The 19,125-nt window shown below is 56.8% G+C and carries 21 protein-coding genes and 2 tRNA genes; 8 read left to right on the top strand and 15 right to left on the bottom strand.

Annotated elements, in window-relative coordinates:
- The first annotated feature begins 120 nt into the window (after nucleotides 1–120).
- The 6 genes from EAO82_RS07780 to EAO82_RS07755 all read left to right on the top strand — a co-directional run bounded on the left by EAO82_RS07780 (nucleotide 121) and on the right by EAO82_RS07755 (nucleotide 3,822).
- Nucleotides 121–345, top strand: a complete 225-nt coding sequence (locus tag EAO82_RS07780; RefSeq protein ID WP_096346196.1) for a hypothetical protein — start codon at nucleotides 121–123, stop codon at nucleotides 343–345.
- On the top strand, nucleotides 342–1,448 hold the full coding sequence (locus EAO82_RS07775; protein WP_096346197.1) for a DUF3182 family protein: 1,107 nt from the start codon (nucleotides 342–344) through the stop codon (nucleotides 1,446–1,448). The genes EAO82_RS07780 and EAO82_RS07775 overlap by 4 nt, the downstream gene beginning before the upstream one ends.
- Nucleotides 1,438–2,184, top strand: a complete 747-nt coding sequence (locus EAO82_RS07770) for an alpha/beta hydrolase family protein (protein WP_096346198.1) — start codon at nucleotides 1,438–1,440, stop codon at nucleotides 2,182–2,184. Before EAO82_RS07775 ends, EAO82_RS07770 begins: the two co-directional genes overlap by 11 nt.
- 139 nt (nucleotides 2,185–2,323) lie before the next feature.
- Nucleotides 2,324–2,662 carry a hypothetical protein gene (locus tag EAO82_RS07765; RefSeq protein ID WP_096346199.1) on the top strand — a complete coding sequence of 113 codons (339 nt, stop codon included), beginning with the start codon at nucleotides 2,324–2,326 and terminating at the stop codon, nucleotides 2,660–2,662.
- Nucleotides 2,663–2,814: 152 nt separating this feature from the next.
- A complete protein-coding gene (locus EAO82_RS07760; protein ID WP_096346295.1) occupies nucleotides 2,815–3,312 on the top strand; it encodes a DUF4142 domain-containing protein in 498 nt (165 codons plus the stop codon).
- Nucleotides 3,313–3,462: 150 nt separating this feature from the next.
- Nucleotides 3,463–3,822 (top strand): hypothetical protein, encoded by a 360-nt coding sequence (locus tag EAO82_RS07755; protein ID WP_153274274.1) that lies wholly within the window; start codon nucleotides 3,463–3,465, stop codon nucleotides 3,820–3,822.
- A 128-nt stretch (nucleotides 3,823–3,950) separates the two neighbouring features.
- Here the strand turns inward: EAO82_RS07755 and EAO82_RS07750 are convergent.
- Both EAO82_RS07750 and EAO82_RS07745 read right to left on the bottom strand, forming a co-directional pair.
- Nucleotides 3,951–4,027, bottom strand: a tRNA-Asp gene (locus EAO82_RS07750).
- A 13-nt stretch (nucleotides 4,028–4,040) separates the two neighbouring features.
- Nucleotides 4,041–4,116, bottom strand: a tRNA-Val gene (locus tag EAO82_RS07745).
- A 177-nt stretch (nucleotides 4,117–4,293) separates the two neighbouring features.
- Here EAO82_RS07745 and rdgC point away from each other — a divergent pair.
- The gene (gene rdgC, locus EAO82_RS07740) at nucleotides 4,294–5,211 is read left to right on the top strand and encodes a recombination-associated protein RdgC (RefSeq protein ID WP_096346200.1); all 918 of its coding nucleotides are present in this window, start codon (nucleotides 4,294–4,296) and stop codon (nucleotides 5,209–5,211) included.
- Between the two features lie 316 nt (nucleotides 5,212–5,527).
- Here rdgC and bamD read toward each other — a convergent pair whose 3' ends face one another.
- From bamD to EAO82_RS07675, 13 genes are all read right to left on the bottom strand, one after another.
- The gene (bamD, locus tag EAO82_RS07735; RefSeq protein WP_174958787.1) at nucleotides 5,528–6,154 is read right to left on the bottom strand and encodes an outer membrane protein assembly factor BamD; all 627 of its coding nucleotides are present in this window, start codon (nucleotides 6,152–6,154) and stop codon (nucleotides 5,528–5,530) included.
- Nucleotides 6,155–6,189: 35 nt separating this feature from the next.
- Nucleotides 6,190–6,942 (bottom strand): type II secretion system protein N, encoded by a 753-nt coding sequence (locus EAO82_RS07730; protein ID WP_096346202.1) that lies wholly within the window; start codon nucleotides 6,940–6,942, stop codon nucleotides 6,190–6,192.
- Entirely contained in the window at nucleotides 6,942–7,427 is a 486-nt protein-coding gene (gene gspM / locus EAO82_RS07725) for a type II secretion system protein GspM (RefSeq protein ID WP_096346203.1), read from the bottom strand. Before gspM ends, EAO82_RS07730 begins: the two co-directional genes overlap by 1 nt.
- Nucleotides 7,424–8,662 carry a type II secretion system protein GspL gene (gspL, locus tag EAO82_RS07720; RefSeq protein WP_096346204.1) on the bottom strand — a complete coding sequence of 413 codons (1,239 nt, stop codon included), beginning with the start codon at nucleotides 8,660–8,662 and terminating at the stop codon, nucleotides 7,424–7,426. The genes gspM and gspL overlap by 4 nt, the downstream gene beginning before the upstream one ends.
- A gap of 17 nt (nucleotides 8,663–8,679) precedes the next feature.
- Nucleotides 8,680–9,474 (bottom strand): type II secretion system protein GspK, encoded by a 795-nt coding sequence (locus tag EAO82_RS07715; RefSeq protein ID WP_096346296.1) that lies wholly within the window; start codon nucleotides 9,472–9,474, stop codon nucleotides 8,680–8,682.
- A gap of 5 nt (nucleotides 9,475–9,479) precedes the next feature.
- On the bottom strand, nucleotides 9,480–10,109 hold the full coding sequence (gene gspJ, locus EAO82_RS07710) for a type II secretion system minor pseudopilin GspJ (RefSeq protein WP_096346205.1): 630 nt from the start codon (nucleotides 10,107–10,109) through the stop codon (nucleotides 9,480–9,482).
- Nucleotides 10,106–10,492 (bottom strand): type II secretion system minor pseudopilin GspI, encoded by a 387-nt coding sequence (gspI, locus tag EAO82_RS07705; protein WP_096346206.1) that lies wholly within the window; start codon nucleotides 10,490–10,492, stop codon nucleotides 10,106–10,108. Before gspI ends, gspJ begins: the two co-directional genes overlap by 4 nt.
- Entirely contained in the window at nucleotides 10,476–11,012 is a 537-nt protein-coding gene (locus tag EAO82_RS07700; RefSeq protein WP_096346207.1) for a prepilin-type N-terminal cleavage/methylation domain-containing protein, read from the bottom strand. Before EAO82_RS07700 ends, gspI begins: the two co-directional genes overlap by 17 nt.
- 2 nt (nucleotides 11,013–11,014) lie before the next feature.
- Nucleotides 11,015–11,482, bottom strand: a complete 468-nt coding sequence (gene gspG / locus EAO82_RS07695) for a type II secretion system major pseudopilin GspG (RefSeq protein WP_096346208.1) — start codon at nucleotides 11,480–11,482, stop codon at nucleotides 11,015–11,017.
- Between the two features lie 2 nt (nucleotides 11,483–11,484).
- Entirely contained in the window at nucleotides 11,485–12,696 is a 1,212-nt protein-coding gene (gspF, locus tag EAO82_RS07690; protein WP_096346209.1) for a type II secretion system inner membrane protein GspF, read from the bottom strand.
- Nucleotides 12,697–12,698: 2 nt separating this feature from the next.
- Nucleotides 12,699–14,210 carry a type II secretion system ATPase GspE gene (gene gspE, locus EAO82_RS07685; protein WP_096346210.1) on the bottom strand — a complete coding sequence of 504 codons (1,512 nt, stop codon included), beginning with the start codon at nucleotides 14,208–14,210 and terminating at the stop codon, nucleotides 12,699–12,701.
- Nucleotides 14,211–14,223: 13 nt separating this feature from the next.
- Nucleotides 14,224–16,209 (bottom strand): type II secretion system secretin GspD, encoded by a 1,986-nt coding sequence (gspD, locus tag EAO82_RS07680; RefSeq protein WP_218838587.1) that lies wholly within the window; start codon nucleotides 16,207–16,209, stop codon nucleotides 14,224–14,226.
- A 66-nt stretch (nucleotides 16,210–16,275) separates the two neighbouring features.
- Nucleotides 16,276–17,103, bottom strand: a complete 828-nt coding sequence (locus EAO82_RS07675) for a type II secretion system protein N (RefSeq protein WP_174958784.1) — start codon at nucleotides 17,101–17,103, stop codon at nucleotides 16,276–16,278.
- 454 nt (nucleotides 17,104–17,557) lie between these two features.
- Here EAO82_RS07675 and EAO82_RS07670 point away from each other — a divergent pair, with 454 nt between their 5' ends.
- Nucleotides 17,558–19,111 carry an alpha/beta hydrolase gene (locus EAO82_RS07670; RefSeq protein ID WP_096346212.1) on the top strand — a complete coding sequence of 518 codons (1,554 nt, stop codon included), beginning with the start codon at nucleotides 17,558–17,560 and terminating at the stop codon, nucleotides 19,109–19,111.
- The last annotated feature ends 14 nt before the right edge of the window (nucleotides 19,112–19,125 follow it).

Raw genomic sequence — 19,125 nt, 5'->3', positions numbered from 1 at the left:
CCCTCTCTTCAATGCTCCCAACCTGACTCTGGTCGGTTGAATTACGGAAAAATACCCGGAACCAATGGCCTTGAGCTGAAGCCCATAGTGAATCGACAACGACATTTTCCGGAGGCCGGCATGTCTGACAACAATCTATTTCTCGTGAGTTTCATTCTGGACAATCAGCCCCAATCCATTGAGGTTAATTGTCACGCCAGGACCCTGAGTGTTGCAGAGGCTCGCAATCAGGTCATAGCGGAAAAAAAGATCACTGATCCGGGGAGCCTTACCGACGTCCAGGTAACCGAAATCCCACATCCTAAGAAAAACAAACCGACTCCTGCGCTTCGTGTTCAGCCATGAACGATCGCACGGGACAAAAACATGCAGGTGTACGATTGATGCCTGCAGCTGACACTTCCGAGCATGAGACTGCCGTCCATGTTCACCTCGCCCAGCGAATTGCGACAATGCTCGGCGTTGAATATCAAGGCACCTCATCGAATGGCAAAAACGCAGCTTATGTCATTCCCGCCGACACCTTGGTGGGGGACCAGGCTCATAGCTTTGGATTGCACGCCGAAAGCGACTTTTTCGGAGGCAGCGTTCCGTTTCCCTTTATGGCCACCAAGACCATTGTTCACCCGTTGATTTCATCACCCCGGGTGGAGCCAGAGGGGTGGTCCACGGAATTGATCAAGCTGGCCGACAAGAGTGTTCTAAGAGGATTCAGCGCTTTCAGCCGCGAAGACGCATTAGACGCGGGTGCGGATTTGCTACTGGCTGGACCCGTCCGCGTGAAGCCTACCCGAGCCAAAGCCGGACGCGGACAATTGGTTGTGCGAAATGAAAGCCAGCTCAGGGAGGCCGTCCTGAACATGGACGCTGCGGAGCTGCAAACCTGGGGACTGGCGCTGGAGGAAAATCTGGAGGACGTCACTACCTTTAGCGTCGGGCAGGTCCGCTTGGCGGGGCTAACCGCAAGCTATTACGGTTGGCAGAACCTCACAGAGGATAATCAAGGTTCTCAGGTCTATGGCGGATCGGACTTGCACATGGTACGCGGCGACTATGCTCAGCTATTTCAGCTGCCAAACCTGTCCCAAGAGGTGATGTTGGCCATATCGCAGGCACAGCTATTCGATCATGCTGTCTCCCAAACCTATCCTGGCATCATCGCCTCGCGACGTAATTACGATGTCGCGCAGGGGCTCCACGCCATCGGCCATCGTGTCTCCGGGGTGTTGGAGCAGTCCTGGCGCATCGGTGGAGCAAGTAGTGCGGAGATATTTGCCCTTGAACGGCTCATCCAGCAACCTGCGTTGACACACGTGAGCGCTAGCTCAATAGAACGCTTTGGCAAGGATATGCTCGTTCCTGATGATGTCTTTGTACTTTACAAAGGCGAGGATCCAGAATTTGGTTTTCTGACCAAAGGAGTAAGGATGAACGCCCATGACAGCTGAAACACGATCCATCCATATTCATTCTGACGGAGAGGACATTGCTGGAACACTCCTGAGCCCGGAGACCTCGGTTCCAGGTGTTCTCTTTGTACACGGCTGGGGCGGTAGCCAACAACGCGATCTGGCCCGAGCCAACAAGCTTGCCGGCCTGGGCTGCATCTGCCTGACATTTGATCTGCGCGGCCATGAAAAAACCCTGGCCCAACAACACACGGTTACTCGTGAGCACAATCTGGCGGATGTGCTTGCAGCCTATGATCATCTGATCGCTCAGCCGAGCATAGACCGTGAAAGCATCGCCGTTATCGGCACCAGCTACGGTGGTTACCTTGCTACTCTGCTCACCTCGCTGCGTCCTGTTCGATGGCTTGCTTTGCGCGTCCCCGCACTTTACTGGGATGAAGAATGGACCGAGCCGAAACAGACATTGAATAGAGAGCGACTTCAAGATTATCGGCGCCGATCGCTTAGCTCTGCAGACAATCAAGCTTTACAAGCATGCTCCGAGTTCCAAGGCGACGTGCTATTGGTCGAATCGGAGCATGATGACTTTGTGCCTCATGCCACGATCATGAATTATCGCGCTGCTTTCTTTCAGGCTCATTCAATGACTCATAGAATTATCGACGGAGCGGACCATGCGCTCTCTACGGATGAAGCACAAACAGCGTACACATCGCATTTAAGCAAATGGGTTACGGAAATGATTATCGGATCCCGAACCGGACAACAGTGAAATATCTTTGCCTTATTCATTAAGGAAATAAACAGCTAACTGATAATAAAAGAACGATAAGATATCAAATAATATTCTCTGAACTTTTATATTAATGCCCCTTCTATCGTAGTGAATACATGACAAGAAGAGGTGAAACATGAAAATTCCTACTGCATCCAAAGTCCTTCATATTTCCGCATTAAGTCTCGTGCTCGGTTTAGCCAGCGGTTATGCCAGTGCAAATGACCCGTCAAAAGAACGGGCCGACAATGGCGCCCAAAAGAGTCAGATGGAACGCGAGGCTGATTCACATCAAAACGGAACCCATACTCCACCGCGCGACCCCGACCTGGAAAGCACTACCCGCTCCGGTGACGAGACACAGCCCGGTGCGGACGACACAGAACCGGCCGGCACTGACGCCACACGCAGCGTACCAGGCGCTCCGGAAGCAGGAACTGATCCAGCTACCGAACCCGGGCAAGACGCTAACTGAACCGGATACGCACATTCCAGCAAAAGTAAGTGGAGATTTTTATGAACAAGCTCAACCTGCTAACAACGGCACTGATTGTGGCACTAGGTGTGGGTGCCCCCGCAGCCTTCGCTCAAAGCACTAACCAACAGCCTGGTGCTGCAAACGAAACCATGCGGGATTCAAGCCAACCTGCTACCGGCCCTGCCGCTGGCCAGGCGGATTTGGAACGCGATATTGAAGACGAAGATTTTATCGAGGAAGCCTCTGCAAAAGGGATGGCTGAGATCGAAACTGCCAATATGGCGCTCGAAAACGGTACCGATGCAGTCAAAGACTTCGCCCAACGCATGATCGAAGATCACGGCAAAGCGAATAAAAAAATGCAGGAGTTGGCGCAGAAGCACGATCTTGATATTTCGGATGAAGCTACGTTAATGGATAAGGCGAAAGCGATGACACTACAGGTACGCGATGGCGAGTCATTTGATGAAGCCTACGCTAATAACCAGGTGAACGCGCATGAGCAAACTATTGAACTGTTCCAACGCGCCAGCAACTCGGATAACGCTGACATAAGCGCGTTCGCCAAACAGACGCTTCCCAAGCTGGAGCAACATTTAGATATGGCACGCGAGCTAGCGGAAGAGACCGGTGCCGCAAATGACTAAATAGCAATAAGCACATAGTTAATTAGCATCAAGTTAGGTTTGGCAATATTGAATGATCCTGTATTTATTGGCTCATTATGTTCAACCTGACGGTAGATATCGCACTCAACTGTAACGCGACATAATTCAATCATAATCAAGGTGAACAACATGAAAGAACTTAAATTTCCTACCGTACTTACCAGCACCGTATTCAGTCTGGCCGTCGCGTTGGCTGCCCCCTACGCGCTCGCAGGCGACAAAGACTATGATTCCAATAAGCAGGGCATGGATGGCCAGCAAACCGAGCAAATGGATCGAGAAGAGGAAATGCGCCGCGAACGTGAAGGCGCAACTAGCCCAGGCGCACCGAACGAGATGAATACCGGCCCCGATGGCACTGGTACCGGCAGTTCAGGGTCAGGTACTGGTAACGGAACAGGTACTGGCGGCATGGGCAATGACGGAGCTGGCACTGGTGCCGGGACTGGAACTGGAACTGGAGCTGGAGGCAGTGCCGGCGGTAACTGAGCCTGCACCTGTTTTAGCGCATTTAGGCTTACGGAGCGCCATGCGCTAGCCTGAAAACCAGGCATAAAAAAAAGCGACCAACAGGTCGCTTTTTTTATGCAACCGCCGAAGCGATCGCGTGCAAATTATGGCGCAGTGGACGGGACTCGAACCCGCGACCCCCGGCGTGACAGGCCGGTATTCTAACCAACTGAACTACCACTGCGTACCACCTCGAGTGGTGGGTGATGACGGGATCGAACCGCCGACCCTCTGCTTGTAAGGCAGATGCTCTCCCAGCTGAGCTAATCACCCATTTGCTCTCGAAGTGGGGCGCATTCTAGGCAGCTTTTATCCGTCTGGCAATACCTTTCGTAAAAAAATCTCTGCCATTTTCAATATGTTAATCAAAGCCCCCGTATTGGCTGGCCGAAGCTGCCGGTGTCAGGCAATATTGGCGGCTTTTGTGGCCAGACGTACAAGGACAGCCTAATGTGGTTTCGTAATCTTCTGCTCTACCGTTTCAGTCAAACCATTCCATTCAGCGAAGCTGAGTTGATCAAGGCACTCGACGAGCGCCCATCCCGCCCTTGTGGCAGCCAGGAAACTCATACCCTTGGCTGGACAACACCTTTTGGCAGGCACTCCGAAAATCGCGTTCAGGTAGCGGACGGTTATTGGTTGATCGCCCTGCGCAAGGAAGAACGCATCCTGCCCGGTAGCGTGGTTCGCGATGGCCTGGCAGAAAAGGTTGAAGAGATCGAAGCACGCGACGGCCGCAAGGTTTACAAGAAGGAACGCGATACGCTCAAGGACGAACTGGTCATGTCCCTGCTACCACGTGCCTTCACACGCACTCAGACCACCCTGGCCTGCGTTGCGCCACAGGAGGGCTGGATAGCTATCGACAGCGCCAGCAGCAAGCGTGCAGAGGATCTGCTGAGCCTGCTGCGCGAATGCACCGGCAGCCTGCCACTGCGCCCGCTGAATGTTAAGACCGCACCAGCGGCCTGCATGACCGAGTGGGTCAAGACCGGCGAAGCGCCTGAGGGTCTGGTAATTGGTGACGAATGCGAGCTGCGTGACACCAGCGAAGACGGTGGCGTGATTCGCTGCAAACGTCAGGATCTGGCTAGCGACGAGATACAGCAGCACCTGACCGTGGGTAAACAGGTCAGCCAACTGAGCCTGCAGTGGCAGGAAAAGCTCAATTTCACTCTGGACGACAAGCTGATCGTGAAGCGTCTGAAGTTCGAAGATCTGCTCCGCGAAGAGGCCGACGACCAGGGTGCGGATGATATGGCTGCGCAGCTGGACGCGAGTTTCACCATCATGGCCAAGACCCTGTCCGAGCTCATCCCATCCTTGACCGCAGCGCTGGGTGGTGAGGAGATTCCGCAGGGTATCTGAAGCGCAGCGCGACAAAAAGCTATCCACAATATCTGTGGACAACTTTGTGGATAGCCTGAAAAAAACCACGTCAGAACCATAGCCCGCGGGGTTGCGGGTCAAAATGGTTAAATTTTGATCAATATTTTATTCAATTAAAACAATAAGTTACGGCGCGCATTAACATATCAATGAGTTACGAGCGTATCTGACAGTTTGATGACAGCAGTGCGCGCAAACTGTGCACAATGTCAACAGCAGGGCGCAACTCGATGTTGAGAAATGCACTGAAAGATGGCAGGCGGCCTGCATTAACGCGGCCGCCCGAACGATCAATCTAGGGCGTAGCGCGTTGCTGGAGCCACTGCTTAGCGCTGCTGGCTGCATCACTGCGGGAATAGTTCTGTACGACATAGCGCAGTCGTTTTACGCCTAACTCACGGCGACCTGCTTCTATGTCCGCCAGGGCCAGATCATATTCTGCGCTAGCCATACCCTCATGCAGCGCCTCGAGCCGAGGGGCGACCTCCTGACGATAGGCCGATTCCGGATACTGACGGACAAATGCCACCAGCCCATCGTGCGCCCGTCGGCCTGTGGTCAGCCGGGCCTGGTCGTCTCCTTCAGCCAGTTCGAAACGGATGAACTGGGCCAGCGCCAGCAGGTAAGCTGAATAGTCCAGGTTGGCTGCCTCTGGATGTCGTGTTTGAAAGTCAGTCAGTAGCCGCTCCACCGCCTGCACCTGGCCTTGCTCCAAGCAGGTATAAGCAGCTTCTTGCTCCAGGCCTGGATAACCAAGGGCGAGAATGTCGTTGGCCAATTCCAGATCACAACGGCCAAGCCCAAGCTTGGCGCGCGCATCCACCAGTGCGACATTGTCCACCGTATCCATTCGCGCGTTATTTCCGCTGGTCGCACAGCCAGCAATGCCTACCGCCAGCATGATGAGCAGGATGACCCGCATAGGTTGACGCTCCAAATCGAGTGTAAAGAAAATTGTCATTGCAGCTTCGCCCGCCATTTGACCCAACCCTGCGCATCGGGTCGGCCAAGCAGGCTAAGCCCACCCACCAGCGCGGCGTCAGCGTCTGCACGGGCCTGCATCTGCGTATTCAAGGCCAGCGCCTGACCTGGGCGCCAACGGGCATCGCCGCGCAGTCCCAGCGGTCCGCCTTGATCGGCCAGCTTGAACACCAGCCAGCCCTCATCTCCGCTTAAATCGGCACTCAGGTGACCTAAGGGGAGAGCCGTGGGCAAGCCCCCAGCGGCGTTCTCCCAGGTCAGTTGACCTTCGGCCTCCCCTACATATTGCAGCTCATTGAGCTCCAGCAGCGGCACGTCCAGCAGCCACTGCCCGGCCAGTACAAAAGGCGCCTTGTTAACAGCGGCCATACTCGCGGCGTCTAGGCGCCCAACGACATTTTTCAATTGCAGGGAATTTAATCCGGCATCCAGTCGCGCGGTCACATGACCGTTGCGCGGCTGCCAGAATAGATCCAGGCTGACCTTGCCACCGAGCAAGCCTGCAGCCTGCCAGTCCCAACTCAGTGCGCCCTGATCTACGCCCTCAACCTGCATCCGGCTGACGCGGCCAGACCATAACGTGCCAGTCAGACCGTGCAACGTGACCTGTGCCGGCAGTTGATTCTGTACCCTGCTCCAGACAAATGAAGCGGGCAGATTCCAGATTAGGCTGCCCAGATACAGCAGCACCAGCAGGACTATAACTTTGATACTCAACACCTTTTTCATCAGCGCGGCTCCACCAGAACGCGTGCCGAAACCAACCCCGGCGCTTCCCCTGCATCCACAGCCAACTGACTGATACGCAAATTCTGCCGGGTCTCCAGCTCGGCCAACCAGCTCACCAGTGCATCGAAGGACACGCTGTCAAACCACAGACGAGCGCCCTGCCCTTCAGGCTGAACGCGCGTCATCGCACTGCGCATGCCGGATGCGTTGGCGGACACTTCGACCAGCGTCAACACCGAGCCGTTGCCTGCCCCAATGGCGCCAGCGCCAGCCTGCGAAGAGGCCCTGCGGCGCACTTCAGCAGCGACCTGCTGCATCCAATCATGATCTGCACTTAATGCGGCGACCTCTCCACGCAAGGAGCTACGACCGTCCGCCAAGGGCTCAACAATGGCCAGCCAGATCAGTAGCCCTGCCAACACCATCATGCCGGCAATCAGAATGACCCGCTCCCGCGGAGCCAAGCCTGCCCACCAGGCGTTCATAATTCCCTCCTTGTTACTTTAAGTCGCGCGGTGACGCCCTCATCCACCGAATCCGCTCCTTGCAGCGATTCGCTGAGCCCTGGCTTGGTCGCCAATGAGGTGCGCAACGATTCAAGGTCGGCAAAGGAGTTCATCTGCAGCTCGACCTCAAGTTCATCCGGGGTAGAGCGGAACTGTCGTATCCGCGCGCCTTTACTTTCATTGATCACCGCCAACACTTCATACAATATCGCCCCACTGCTTTGCCCACCCGCTTCAGCGCCACTACCACGCATCACCTGGCGGAATTGCTCAGGTGCATCCACACGCCGACTGTTCGGCAAACTGGTTTCAAACACGCTATTGATTGATTCGACCAGACGATCACGCTCGCGCGACAGTGTTACCCACTCCAAAGCAAACTGCAGCAGCAGCACCGCCAGGAGCACGCCCACCGCAATCATCGCAGAGCGTGCTTTGCGCCAAGGCGGCGTGGCCATGCTTACCGTGTAAGCACCGCTGAGCAGATTCAACGATGGATTCGGTCCGGTCGCCCTGCGTAGCACCTGTGTTAGATCAATAGCGGCAGGTGCCGGAATGACGGTCAGGTGTTTGACGTCATCAAGCCCCAATGCTGCGGGTTCATAGCCGGCCAATTGCAGCTGACGCTGCTCCTCTGGCAGCTCGGCAAGGCGACGGCGCAGCCACAGCGTCAGCATGCCTTCCTCTATCAGCGCAGGCTCTTGATCTGCTGCTGTTATTAGCGCCTGCGGCGCAGAAGACGGCCAAAGCGACGGCGTGACCAGCAAGCCCGCTTCCGGAGCATCTTCAGTATGCAGGGCGGCCAGTGGCAGTATGGCTTCCAGACGCCAGGCATGTTCCTGGAACAATGCCTGCCACGCATACATATGCTCCTGCTCGACGACGGCTGCGGCGATTTGGCCGTCCTGACGTCGGGGTCCTGGGACGCAGTGCAGCAGCTCAAGGTCCTGACTGAGCTGATCTTCCAATGCGTACGGCAGCGCAGCCCGAATGGATGCCGCACGCTTGACCGGCATATCCAGACGATAGAGCCCGACTGCCATGGCCGGTGCCAGCGCACGCAGGCGCTCGCCGGCGAAGCGCGAGCGCAGGTCAGCCAGCGTATCCTGACCTTCTCCGAGCAGTTGCCCCTCGCGGTCCAGTTGCCACCACGCGAGTGCAATAGCGCCCCCATCTGGCAGCGGCGGATTTTCTGGCAATAGCACTATCAGCATAATTCTGTCCGTTATTATCAGGGCTCGCAGGCCGTTTGTTCTCGCAGTACTACCACCCCATTGGGCGCATCCAGCATTGAGCACTGGAAAAAGCGCCGTTCGCCAAATTCGGCCACCAGCTCAAGGCGCATAAACCAGGGCGCATCGCCTGGCGCCGCACGCCCGCGGAAAACCTCCTGCATCAGCTCCGAGCTACGCTCCAGGTCAATCGGGCTCTCCTGCCCGGGATAAGCGGTGACGTAGGGAGCCAATGCCGCCCAGGCCTCGCTGGTCATGCCGACCACCGAGTTAAGTTCCGAGGCCACCAGCATCGGACGGTTGCCGGACAAACGCGGCGGATCTTCAAGCCTGTACGTGGGGTCATCGGTCTCCGGATTCATCCAGTCACTGACCGCCAGCGCCAATTGCGCACCCGAGGGCATACTCACGCCCGACTCCGTGCCCACCCTATCCACCAGTTGCGCAAAATAGCCTTGCTCGGTTTCGTCGGCGCCGGCCAGCGCATTGAGGTTATAGCGACATTGCATGTTCTCGACCGTGGCCTGAATTTCCACGCCGTCAACGCTGAAGGGCAGGCTAGGCGACCGACAGGTGTCCCAGAGTAGCTCGTCCGGCCCTTCGACCCGCTCGAGCAACTGCAGGATCATTTTTTCCCCTCCCAAAGCAATCTGTCTGGAAAGGTCACGCTCAAACACCGCGCTGGTACGACGTATATCGGTCTGGCTGCGCATGGCCATCGCCACCGCGGCCGCAACCGCCAGCGCCACCACCAACAGGGCGGTGACCAGGGCCACTCCTTGCTGCCGCTGCATCGACTTCACAAGCCGACTGCCATCAGCCGGCGTATTTCGCCATAACCGGGTATGTCCAACACCACCTCCACGGCCAACGGCAGTTGGCTGGCCGAGGGATCGCTATCGGCCGGGGGCCAGGCGTCGAGCCTCTCAAGTCCGCTGGGAGTGCGCACCACCAAGGCGAAACCAGTCTGCATGCCAAGCAGCTCATCCTCCTCGACCAAAAAACCGAAAGGCTGTACCCGTGCGCTTTCCGCATCGGCTATATCAACGCCTGGCCATAACTGCCGCTCCAGCCCGCGATCGTTGATCAGCCAAGCGGTTCTGCGCAGACGCTGATCGCCGCCCGCTCCGGCGCGCACGATCTCCAGCAGCTTGCTGTCACCGCCAGCGCGCAAACGCAGTGGCGGCATGCGGTCCCCAAATTCGTCACGCACTGAAATATCCACTATCTGAGCCAGGTCGCGCTCCAGTACGCTGAGCGTGACCTGCAGATCGGCCAGGCGGCGTGCGTGCTCCTGAGTCACCTGATCCGCACTCAGTACCGCGCGTAAACCGCCGTAAGCAACCACGCTCATCACCGCAAAAACCGCCATCGCCACGAGCATTTCCAACAGGGTGAAACCCCTGGCCCGGCTATGAAAATTCCTCATGGCAGCACGAATCCGCTGACCGATGCGCGCTGTTCCTGCTCGCCCTGATCGAACAACCAGAGCCTCACATCGATACGCTTGACCGGCGGTAGCGCAATCGGCGCTTCCGGCACGTAGTCAGAAATCTCGACGTTGTAACCGTAGCGGAACGGCCCCATGGTGGCCTCGCCAGTGCGGTCACCTTCGCTGACCGGTCGCATTCCCGATTCGTATTCGGCCAGCACATTTTGCCCAGTCCAGTGGGCCAGGGTACGCTCCTGCAAATACAGCGTATTGCGCGAATGGTCAGAGCCGCCTTTGATCAATGCCGCCAGCGCCACCGCCAGAATGGTCATGGCGACCAGCACTTCCAGCAGCGTGAAGCCCTTATTCCGGGAGCGCATCTAACACCTCGATCGTGCCTTCCATGCTGATCTGAATATGCCGCTCGAAGGGTTTACCCGGCACCCGCAAGGTAATCAGCGACGGGGTCATCTCACCGGTATTGCCCAAGCGTATATTCGGCTCCCAGCCGCTTGCCTGTGGCAGCGGCTGGCGCTCGCCTTCCTGTTCATACTCCAGCTCAATCACGCCAGGCTCCAACTGCCAAGGGCCCAGTTGCTGGTCAACCAGCGGTTGCCATTCCCGGGTAGCATCATCCAGAATCATCAGCTCGAGAAAGCTATAACTGTCGCGGCGCAATCCCAGCGCGCGTTCGGCGCTACCGGTAATCAACAGCTCATCGCGCGCCAAGCGCAGTACCCCGGCCAGGCGCTGCGTTTCAGTGCGCAACTGTCGCTCGGCACCATCGCCAATAGACAGCGTTGCCAGGCTGGCAACAATACCCACCAATACCAACACCACCAGAAGCTCCATCAGGGTAAAGCCTGACTGTAATGAGTGATGCTGAGTGGCGGGTTGCATGCTCAGCGACTCTCTTCCTGATCCACATTCCAGTTACCAATATCCGCATTGGCTTCTTCACCACCGGGACGGCCATCGGCGCCCAAGCTGTAAAGGTCATACTCCCGGCCATCACGGCCTGGGCGTAGATATTGATACTCCTGACCCCATGGATCCTTCTGCAGCCGGTCTATATAGCCACCAGAACGGTAGTTACGCGGTACATCACCACTGGTCGGGATTTCAACCAGCGCAAACAATCCCTGTTCGGTAGTCGGGTAATTGAAGTTATCCAGCCGGTAGAGGTTCAGCGCGCTTTCCAGCGCCCGCACATCATTCTGTACCTTGGTTATCCGTGCCTGGTCAGGGCGATCCATTACTCGCGGCACCACCACCGCAGCGAGAATCCCGAGAATCACCACGACTACCATCACTTCGATCAGAGTAAAGCCGCGCTGTCTGCCGGCTGGCTGTTGTGTTGTCTTGAGCATGATCAGTTAACCAGTTGATTGAGTTCAAAGATGGGCAGCAGGATGGCCAGTACGATAATCAGTACCACGCCCCCCATTGCCAGGATCAGCAGCGGCTCGAAAACGCCCATCACGATCGCGATGCGCGCTTCCAGCTCCCGCTCCTGCGTTTCAGCAGCCCGTTCAAGCATGTGATCAAGCGTACCGCTGCTCTCACCGCTCTTGATCAGGCTTAATGTCATTGGCGGAAAATAGCCACTGCGCTCCAGCGCGTGCCCCACCCCCGAGCCTTCGCGCACGCGCTTGGCTGCATCCGTCACCGCGTCGCGCATGGGTACGTTGGTCATGACGCTGGCACTCATGTTCAAGGCATCCAGTAACGGTACGCCACTGCCAGCGAGAATATTCAGCGTACGCGCAAAGCGGGCGGTATTCAGCCCGCGGATCAGCCGCCCCAATAGCGGCACGCGCAATAGCCAGGCATCCCATTTATAGCGAAAGCTGGGCTTTTTCAGCATCTGCTTGAACGCAAATATGCCGCCGACCAGCGCAGCAAGCATCAATAGTCCCCAGGAACGCAAGGCGTCGCTGGTGGCGATCAGGGCCCGGGTCAGCCACGGCAACTGCTGATTCATGCCGGCGAACACTTGTACTACCTCAGGTACCACGTAGGTCAGCAGCGCCACCGTGACCAACAACGCGATCACCGTCAGAATCGCCGGATAGAACATTGCCAGCTGGATCTTCTGACGCATCGCATTCTGCGCCTCAACGTTATCCGCCAGCCGCTCCAGCACCAGATCCAGGCGCCCGGCCTGCTCGCCTGCCGCCAGTGTAGTACGGTAGATCGCCGGGAAAACCGAGGGGAATTCACCCAACGCGTGCGCCAGCGGCAAACCTTCCATCACCCGCGTGCGGACCGCAGACAAGGTCGATTTGACCTTCTGCGTTTCGCTCTGCCGGGCGACGGTACCCAGTACTTCTTCTATCGGCATGCCGGCACGCGCCAGGGTTGCCATTTGCCGCGTAGCCAACGCCAGCTCCAAAGGTTTGATCCGCTGTTGCAGCACCGGCATGCGCATGACCGACTTGCGCTCGGCGACCTGACTGACCGACATCGGCATCAGGCCTTTGTCACGCAGGCGGCTGCGCACCTGACGTGAGGAGTCGCCCTCCTCTACGCCTTTGCGGGTGCGGCCGCTGTTATCCAACGCGACGTATTCATAGGCGGGCATGGTCAGTCCTCCCGGGTCACGCGCAGCACTTCTTCCAGGGTAGTCTGCCCGGCCAGCACGCGACGCACACCATCATGCCGAATCCCCGTTTGCGCCAAACGCGCGTGGCGAATCATGGCCTGCTCACTGGCACCGTCGTGGATCAACCCGCGCAAGGTGTCATCCACTTCAATCAATTCATAAATGCCGGTACGGCCTTTATAGCCATTGTTATTACATTCTTCACAGCCCACGGCGCTGTAAAGAGTCGGTGCTTCCTGTTCGCTGACACCCATCAGCCGGCACTCACTGGCGGACGCCTGGTGAGGTTTGCGGCAGCTGGGGCACAAGGTGCGGACCAGCCGTTGGGCCAGGACCCCGTTCAACGTGGATGACAGCAGAAAAGGCTCGATACCCATATCGCGCAGACGGGTAATCGCCCCGACCGCGGTATTGGTGTGCAATGTGGAAAACACCAAGTGGCCGGTGAGGCTGGCCTGGATGGCAATCTGGACGGTTTCCACGTCTCGAATTTCGCCGACCATCACCACGTCCGGATCCTGGCGCAAAATCGCCCGTAGCCCCCGGGCGAAGGTCATATCCACCTTGGTATTGATCTGCGTCTGGCCGATACCGTCCAGGTAGTACTCGATGGGGTCCTCCACCGTCAGAATATTGCGACTGCGGTCATTAAGCTGCATCAAGGCCGAGTACAGCGTGGTGGTTTTACCCGAACCGGTAGGGCCGGTAACCAACACGATACCGTGCGGGCGGGCGATCACCCGCTCCATGGCCTCGTAGTGGTCTTTACCCATGCCCAGTTGACGCAGTTCCAGCCGCCCGGCCTGCTTGTCGAGCAGACGCAATACCACCCGCTCACCATGACCGGAAGGCAGCGTCGATACCCGCACATCGACCGCCCGGCCGACCAGTTTCAAGCCAATCCGGCCATCCTGGGGAAGACGCTTTTCCGCAATGTCGAGCTTGGCCATGACCTTGATGCGCGACACAATCACCGGCGCCAGGGCGCGCGGTGGTTCCAGGATCTCGCGCAATACGCCGTCTACGCGCAGGCGAATCGACAGGCGATTTTCAAAGGGTTCGATGTGAATATCCGAAGCGTTTTCCTTGACCGCCTCGGACAACAGCGCATTGATCAGGCGGATAATCGGCGCCTCATCCTGCGACTCCAGCAAGTCCTCCGGTTCTGACAGGGATTGGGCTACCGACATCAGATCGGCATCCTCGCTGAGACCTTCCACAAACTGCATGGCGTCGTTCGCCGAGCGCTCGTAACGATCACGCAGGCGCGCAGCAAATGCATCGTCATCCAATACATGCGGCTTTAACGGATGACCCGCCCGGCGTCGCAATTCGAGTAATGCCTGAGGATCGCAGTCGGCACGCACGTAGACATCCAGATGACCATCCTGCAGATGCCCGGGCACCACCCCGAACCGCCGGGCAAACCGGTAACCGGTTTCTGCCTGCGGACTTTGATCAGGAATAAGGCCGCCTATATCGCTATCGGTCATCGCCCCGCCCCTTTTATTGCGCTGCTGGTGGTGGTGCAGGAATGCTGGTTCTGGCTGGCACAGCGCCGCTGTAGGCGTTCTCGAACGGCGGTGGCAAGCTCAACAAATAGTTCCAGTCAGGCAGAACAGGCCGACTGTCCGGCCCCAGGAGGCCGCCTTCACGATTCTGCTCACGCACCTGCTGATCACGGATATAGCTATATTTTGAATGTGTCACATCCTGGGACAGCGCACTGTCACGGATGATTACCGGACGCAGGAAGACCATCAAATTGCGCTTTTCCATGCGCGCGGTGTCGTAGCGAAAGAGCCGACCCAACCCAGGTATATCACCCAGAAGAGGTACCTTGTCGCGCGTTTCGACCAACTGGTCGTCGATGAGCCCACCGAGAACGATCAGGTCGTTGTCATCCACCATGACGTGGGTTTTGAGCGTCCGAGTATTGGTAATCAAGTCAGCCGCGCCGGTGACGCTCTGGGCGATCTGTGACACTTCCTGTTCGATTTCCAGGCGCACCGCATTGCCTTCGTTAATCTGCGGCTTGATCTTCAGCATGATGCCGACATCCTCACGCTGAATGGTATCGAACGCCTGCCCTGACGACTCCACCGATCGACCCACAATAAAAGGCACATTCTGACCAACGACGATTTCTGCCTCCTCGTTATCCAGGGTCATCAAGCTCGGGGTCGACAGAATGTTGCTAGAGCTGTCCGCCTGAAGCGCATTGATCAGTAAAGCGATCTGAGTGCTGCCGATGCTGCCAATACTGCCAAAGGAAAGACCGTCGCTCAACGAAGGCGGCGTGGTTACACTGCCATCCAGGAAGCCTTGGCCCGCAGCGGCCAAGTTGAGGATACCGCCACCACCGCGATTGAAGTTGATAATGCCCACGCCGGCATCGCTACCAATACCCCATTGCACGCCCAGCTCCTTGGCCCGGTCATAAGACACCTCAGCGATGACCGCCTCTACCAGAACCTGCGCACGCCGGATATCCAGCTGGGTAATGATGGATGCCATATCGCGGGATAGCTCGGCGGGGCCAAAGATCACCACCGAGTTGGTGCTTTCATGCGCCTGAATACGTACCGCAGATTGCCGGCTGCCCATCATGCTGCCGCCAGAACTGGTGCCGCCATCCGGGCTCTGGGTCATGTTTTCTTCGACCTCACGGCCTTCGGCTATACCGCGCAGAACCTCTGCCACATCTTCGGCGTTGGCGTACCGCAGGTAATGTACCTGGGTAGCACCGCCGCTGGCCGGCATATCCAACTGCCGGATAATGTCGCGAAGCGAGCCTCTATTAGACGGGTCACCACGCAAAATCACCGTGTTGGTGCGCTGATCGGCTATCGCTCGCGCGCGCTTGGTAAAGTCTTCACCGGCGGCGGGTGCATCCAGCGAATCAACAATGCGCACCACGTCCAATGCAGAAGCGTGCTCCAGAGGGATCAGCTCGAAATCTTCCATGGACTCCAGATCAATACGCTCGATCAGACCTTGTATACGGCGCACGTTGGCGGCGGTATCGGCGATGACCAGGCTATTGGATTCCGCAGCGGCAGCCAGGTGGCCGCCCTTGGGCACCAGCGGGCGCAGAATACGGACCAACTGGCCGGCGTTGATGTGCTTGACCCCGATTACGTGGGTAATGACTTCGTCACCGCGGCTACTGCCAGCCAACGAACCCACCTCGTTTTCCTTCGCCTGTACTTCCGGCAAAATGCGTACGGTGCCCTGCTCTCCTTCAACGGCAGCAAACCCATAGGATTTCAGCACACCCAGAAACAGATCGTACAGCTCGCCCCGCTTGATCGGCGTGCCCGAGACCACATTGACCTGACCACGAACGCGCGGGTCCACGATGAAATTGATCCCGGTTTCCTGGCTGACAATCTCGATCAGGCCATTGATCTCGGCATCACGCAGGTTCAGCACCAGCTCTTCTTCCGGATCCCCGGCAAGCTGAGTCTGCGCATGAACTGCTGTACTCAAAAGACTGAGTCCCAGGAGCAACGGGAGGGTACAGCGGGCAATCTGGGACAACATCGGCATTGTGTCTCAATCCATCGTTATCGTTATGGTCATGGGTTCACCGCCTCTCTCCAGGGTCAGGCTGACGCTATCGCCAGTTAGCCCCTCAAGAATGTCGCGGTAATCATTGATTTCGGAAATCGGAGTGCCTTCGACTGAAGTCACCACATCGCCAGCCTGCAGGCCAGCAGCTTCAAATTCGCGGGCATTGCGTGCAGGGCTGACTTCCAGCCCGTACATGGCGCCGTCGACCATCACCGGGCTGGCCGACACCACTTCGAGGAAGCGTTGAGGGTCATTCATCCAGGCTTCACGATCGATCCGCGCCACCCCACCGTCTGCTGCCAGGGTGACGTTGGAATCCACCTGCGGCAGATCGGCGGTGCGCCTTGCAGGCGCCGCACCGGAGGACAGCGGGCGACGTTGCAGTCTTAGCGTTTCAAGCTTGCCATCACGCGCAAGTATGACCCGGTCAGCCAGCACCTGATCAAGCCGGACGCTGCCTGGCAGGTCATCGCCTACTCGGTAGTATTTTTCCGGTTGACCCTGCGGCGCGAGAATGGCGCCACTTCGCTCGGGATCAGGATCGGCGAGCACGCCCTTGAGCACCCAGCTGAGCGAGGTTTCTGGCGCATTGATTACATTAGCGACACTTTTCGGCGCGGCGCCGAATACGGATAACGCGGCTACATCATCATAACCACGCATCGCCGCTGAGGCTGGGCCACTGGCGACCGGATCAAGGCGGCTGCCGTCCGCCGCAGGCAATATGCTGGAAGGTTCGATGATCATCCAGGTGAGACGCCCGAGCAGAATCACCACCACGGCCACCAACACCAGGGTGATCAGTCTCATAAGAGGCTCGATTGAAAATCGGGAGTCCAAAGGCATGCTTTCTCCGGGGCAAAGACAGGGACTGTACACAGCAGTCAGGTCAGCGAATGACATCCTACTGACCTTTCTTTGCAAAATTATTGTTATAGGTCTGAAACAAGCGCAACAGACGAACTGATTGTCACGAAATTGACTTGCCTCGACAACCCCCTGAAAGGGTTAATGAAATTCTTTTCGCTTATTCTGCGGACCTTTGGCCTCCCGTTCAACGCAAAAGGTCACCCATTTGGGTGAGTTCGCCGACATGTTCATCCATTTAATCAATGCTGGCCTATCCATGGCCGCGAAGCAGGGGCAAATAACCTCTACCTCTCTTGCCGTGCCCGCTTTTTGAGGCTTTACTCTAATTCAGCAATGCCAGCCCAGGTCTGCCCCAACAAAAACAATTTTGGCTTTGCCTGTCAGGAGAATAAAAATGAATGCTTTGAAGAGAACGGCATATTTAGGTGTTGCGATCAGCGCAATTGTATTAAGTGGCTGTTTCGGCGGCGGCGGTGGCGGAAGTGATGACGATGACCAGGCTTCAACCCCCGTCCCAATTGAAGAAAAAACCCAAGCTCAGCGGATAGCTGACGGCGATTTTACAATCGCCCAAGCCGATATCACAGCCAACTTCGAACCCATTGACGGTGTAACGCAATTTGCTGACGTACTCGACGGAGCGATTTATCGCATCGAAGTACCAGATGATTGGAATGGCACTTTAATTATGTGGGCGCACGGCTTCAGGGGTGATGAGCCAGAAAGATTAAGGGTAGACAACCACCCATTACGTGAATATCTGCTTGCTCAAGGTTATGCGTGGGCTGCTTCCAGTTACAGCGCAAATTTCTATGATGTGCGTGCAGGCTTGGTAGACACTAATAAACTCGCGCTCGCTTTCGGTGAAATAACAGGCTTATCGGAGCCTTCAAGATATCTTATCTCCGGCTTCTCCATGGGAGGCCATGTAGCGGGCGCTGCAGTAGAACGGGAAAACAAACTCGCACTGGCACAAGTGGATCTAGACGTAAATTATCAAGGCTCACTGCCGATGTGTGGTGTTATGGGCGACACTACTTTATTTGACTACTTCGGCGCCTATGGCATTGCTCTTCTACAGTTCGGCGGTCAGGACCTGAGCCAATACCCTATTACGCCTGCAGAAGCAGAAGAAAAACTGGCGGCCGCACGCGACGCTCTATGGGTTAACTATGAAAACGACCCAGGAGTTACAGGATTACGGCGTACACAAACTGGAGAACTTACACCGGAGGCCGACCGCTTCTATAAGACCCTTCAAAATCTGACCGGCGGTGTGCGCCCCATATATCAGTTTTCGTTCGGCGGGTTTCAGAGTCTTCTACAAGGTTTTGTGGGCTCTGATGGCACCGTAGATAAAATACTCGATGACAATGTCGTAGACACCACTTACATCCGGTATCGCTTCGAGAGCCAGCAGCCTGGGCCTAATATGCCCGGAGACCCTGACGTAACGAATCTCACCCCAACAGAAATTGGCTTTAACAACACTATTGCTCAGTCAACACCTGATAACAATGCCAATCCTGCCAGGGATGACGGCCCGCCTTCAATCCCGCGCATCAATGGCGATTTCGATGTACCAGTATTGACCTTGCATGGTCTAGGAGACCTCTTCGTACCGTTTAACATGGAACAGATCTATCGGGAACGAGCTATAGCGTTCGGCAATGATGATCTTCTTGTTCAGCGCGCCATTAGAGACACAGGCCATTGCACCTTTGCCCCGGCAGAACTGGTCGAAGCCTTCGATGCTTGGATTAGCTGGGTGGATGAGTTTGCCCTCGTCCCCAACGCTACCCCGCCTGCAGGTGATGAAATTCTCGACCCGGACGCAGTTGCCGCGGACAATTACGGCTGCCAGTTTACCCGAGCCAATCGACTTGAAGGACTGCGCGAAACTCAGCCGGACCTAGTAGCAAGCAACGATTGTCCTACCCCACAATAGGCCCTATCGCAGGC

It is taken from the genome of Halopseudomonas pelagia, from assembly GCF_009497895.1.
GTDB classification, from domain to species: Bacteria; Pseudomonadota; Gammaproteobacteria; order Pseudomonadales; family Pseudomonadaceae; genus Halopseudomonas; species Halopseudomonas pelagia_A.
The sequence above is the reverse complement of the archived record's forward strand: the minus strand, read 5'-3'. Positions and strand labels throughout refer to the sequence as shown.

Coding starts and splice junctions, on each gene's coding strand:
- EAO82_RS07755 (WP_153274274.1), top strand. CDS start 3,463: ATGAAAGAACTTAAATTTCCTACCGTACTTACCAGCACCGTATTCAGT.
- EAO82_RS07770 (WP_096346198.1), top strand. CDS start 1,438: ATGACAGCTGAAACACGATCCATCCATATTCATTCTGACGGAGAGGAC.
- EAO82_RS07775 (WP_096346197.1), top strand. CDS start 342: ATGAACGATCGCACGGGACAAAAACATGCAGGTGTACGATTGATGCCT.
- gspM (WP_096346203.1), bottom strand. CDS start 7,427: ATGAACGCCTGGTGGGCAGGCTTGGCTCCGCGGGAGCGGGTCATTCTG.
- EAO82_RS07765 (WP_096346199.1), top strand. CDS start 2,324: ATGAAAATTCCTACTGCATCCAAAGTCCTTCATATTTCCGCATTAAGT.
- EAO82_RS07780 (WP_096346196.1), top strand. CDS start 121: ATGTCTGACAACAATCTATTTCTCGTGAGTTTCATTCTGGACAATCAG.
- gspJ (WP_096346205.1), bottom strand. CDS start 10,109: ATGAGGAATTTTCATAGCCGGGCCAGGGGTTTCACCCTGTTGGAAATG.
- EAO82_RS07715 (WP_096346296.1), bottom strand. CDS start 9,474: ATGCAGCGGCAGCAAGGAGTGGCCCTGGTCACCGCCCTGTTGGTGGTG.
- EAO82_RS07700 (WP_096346207.1), bottom strand. CDS start 11,012: ATGCAACCCGCCACTCAGCATCACTCATTACAGTCAGGCTTTACCCTG.
- EAO82_RS07730 (WP_096346202.1), bottom strand. CDS start 6,942: ATGAAAAAGGTGTTGAGTATCAAAGTTATAGTCCTGCTGGTGCTGCTG.
- gspE (WP_096346210.1), bottom strand. CDS start 14,210: ATGACCGATAGCGATATAGGCGGCCTTATTCCTGATCAAAGTCCGCAG.
- EAO82_RS07675 (WP_174958784.1), bottom strand. CDS start 17,103: ATGAGACTGATCACCCTGGTGTTGGTGGCCGTGGTGGTGATTCTGCTC.
- gspG (WP_096346208.1), bottom strand. CDS start 11,482: ATGCTCAAGACAACACAACAGCCAGCCGGCAGACAGCGCGGCTTTACT.
- rdgC (WP_096346200.1), top strand. CDS start 4,294: ATGTGGTTTCGTAATCTTCTGCTCTACCGTTTCAGTCAAACCATTCCA.
- bamD (WP_174958787.1), bottom strand. CDS start 6,154: ATGCGGGTCATCCTGCTCATCATGCTGGCGGTAGGCATTGCTGGCTGT.
- EAO82_RS07670 (WP_096346212.1), top strand. CDS start 17,558: ATGAATGCTTTGAAGAGAACGGCATATTTAGGTGTTGCGATCAGCGCA.
- gspL (WP_096346204.1), bottom strand. CDS start 8,662: ATGCTGATAGTGCTATTGCCAGAAAATCCGCCGCTGCCAGATGGGGGC.
- gspF (WP_096346209.1), bottom strand. CDS start 12,696: ATGCCCGCCTATGAATACGTCGCGTTGGATAACAGCGGCCGCACCCGC.
- EAO82_RS07760 (WP_096346295.1), top strand. CDS start 2,815: ATGCGGGATTCAAGCCAACCTGCTACCGGCCCTGCCGCTGGCCAGGCG.
- gspI (WP_096346206.1), bottom strand. CDS start 10,492: ATGCGCTCCCGGAATAAGGGCTTCACGCTGCTGGAAGTGCTGGTCGCC.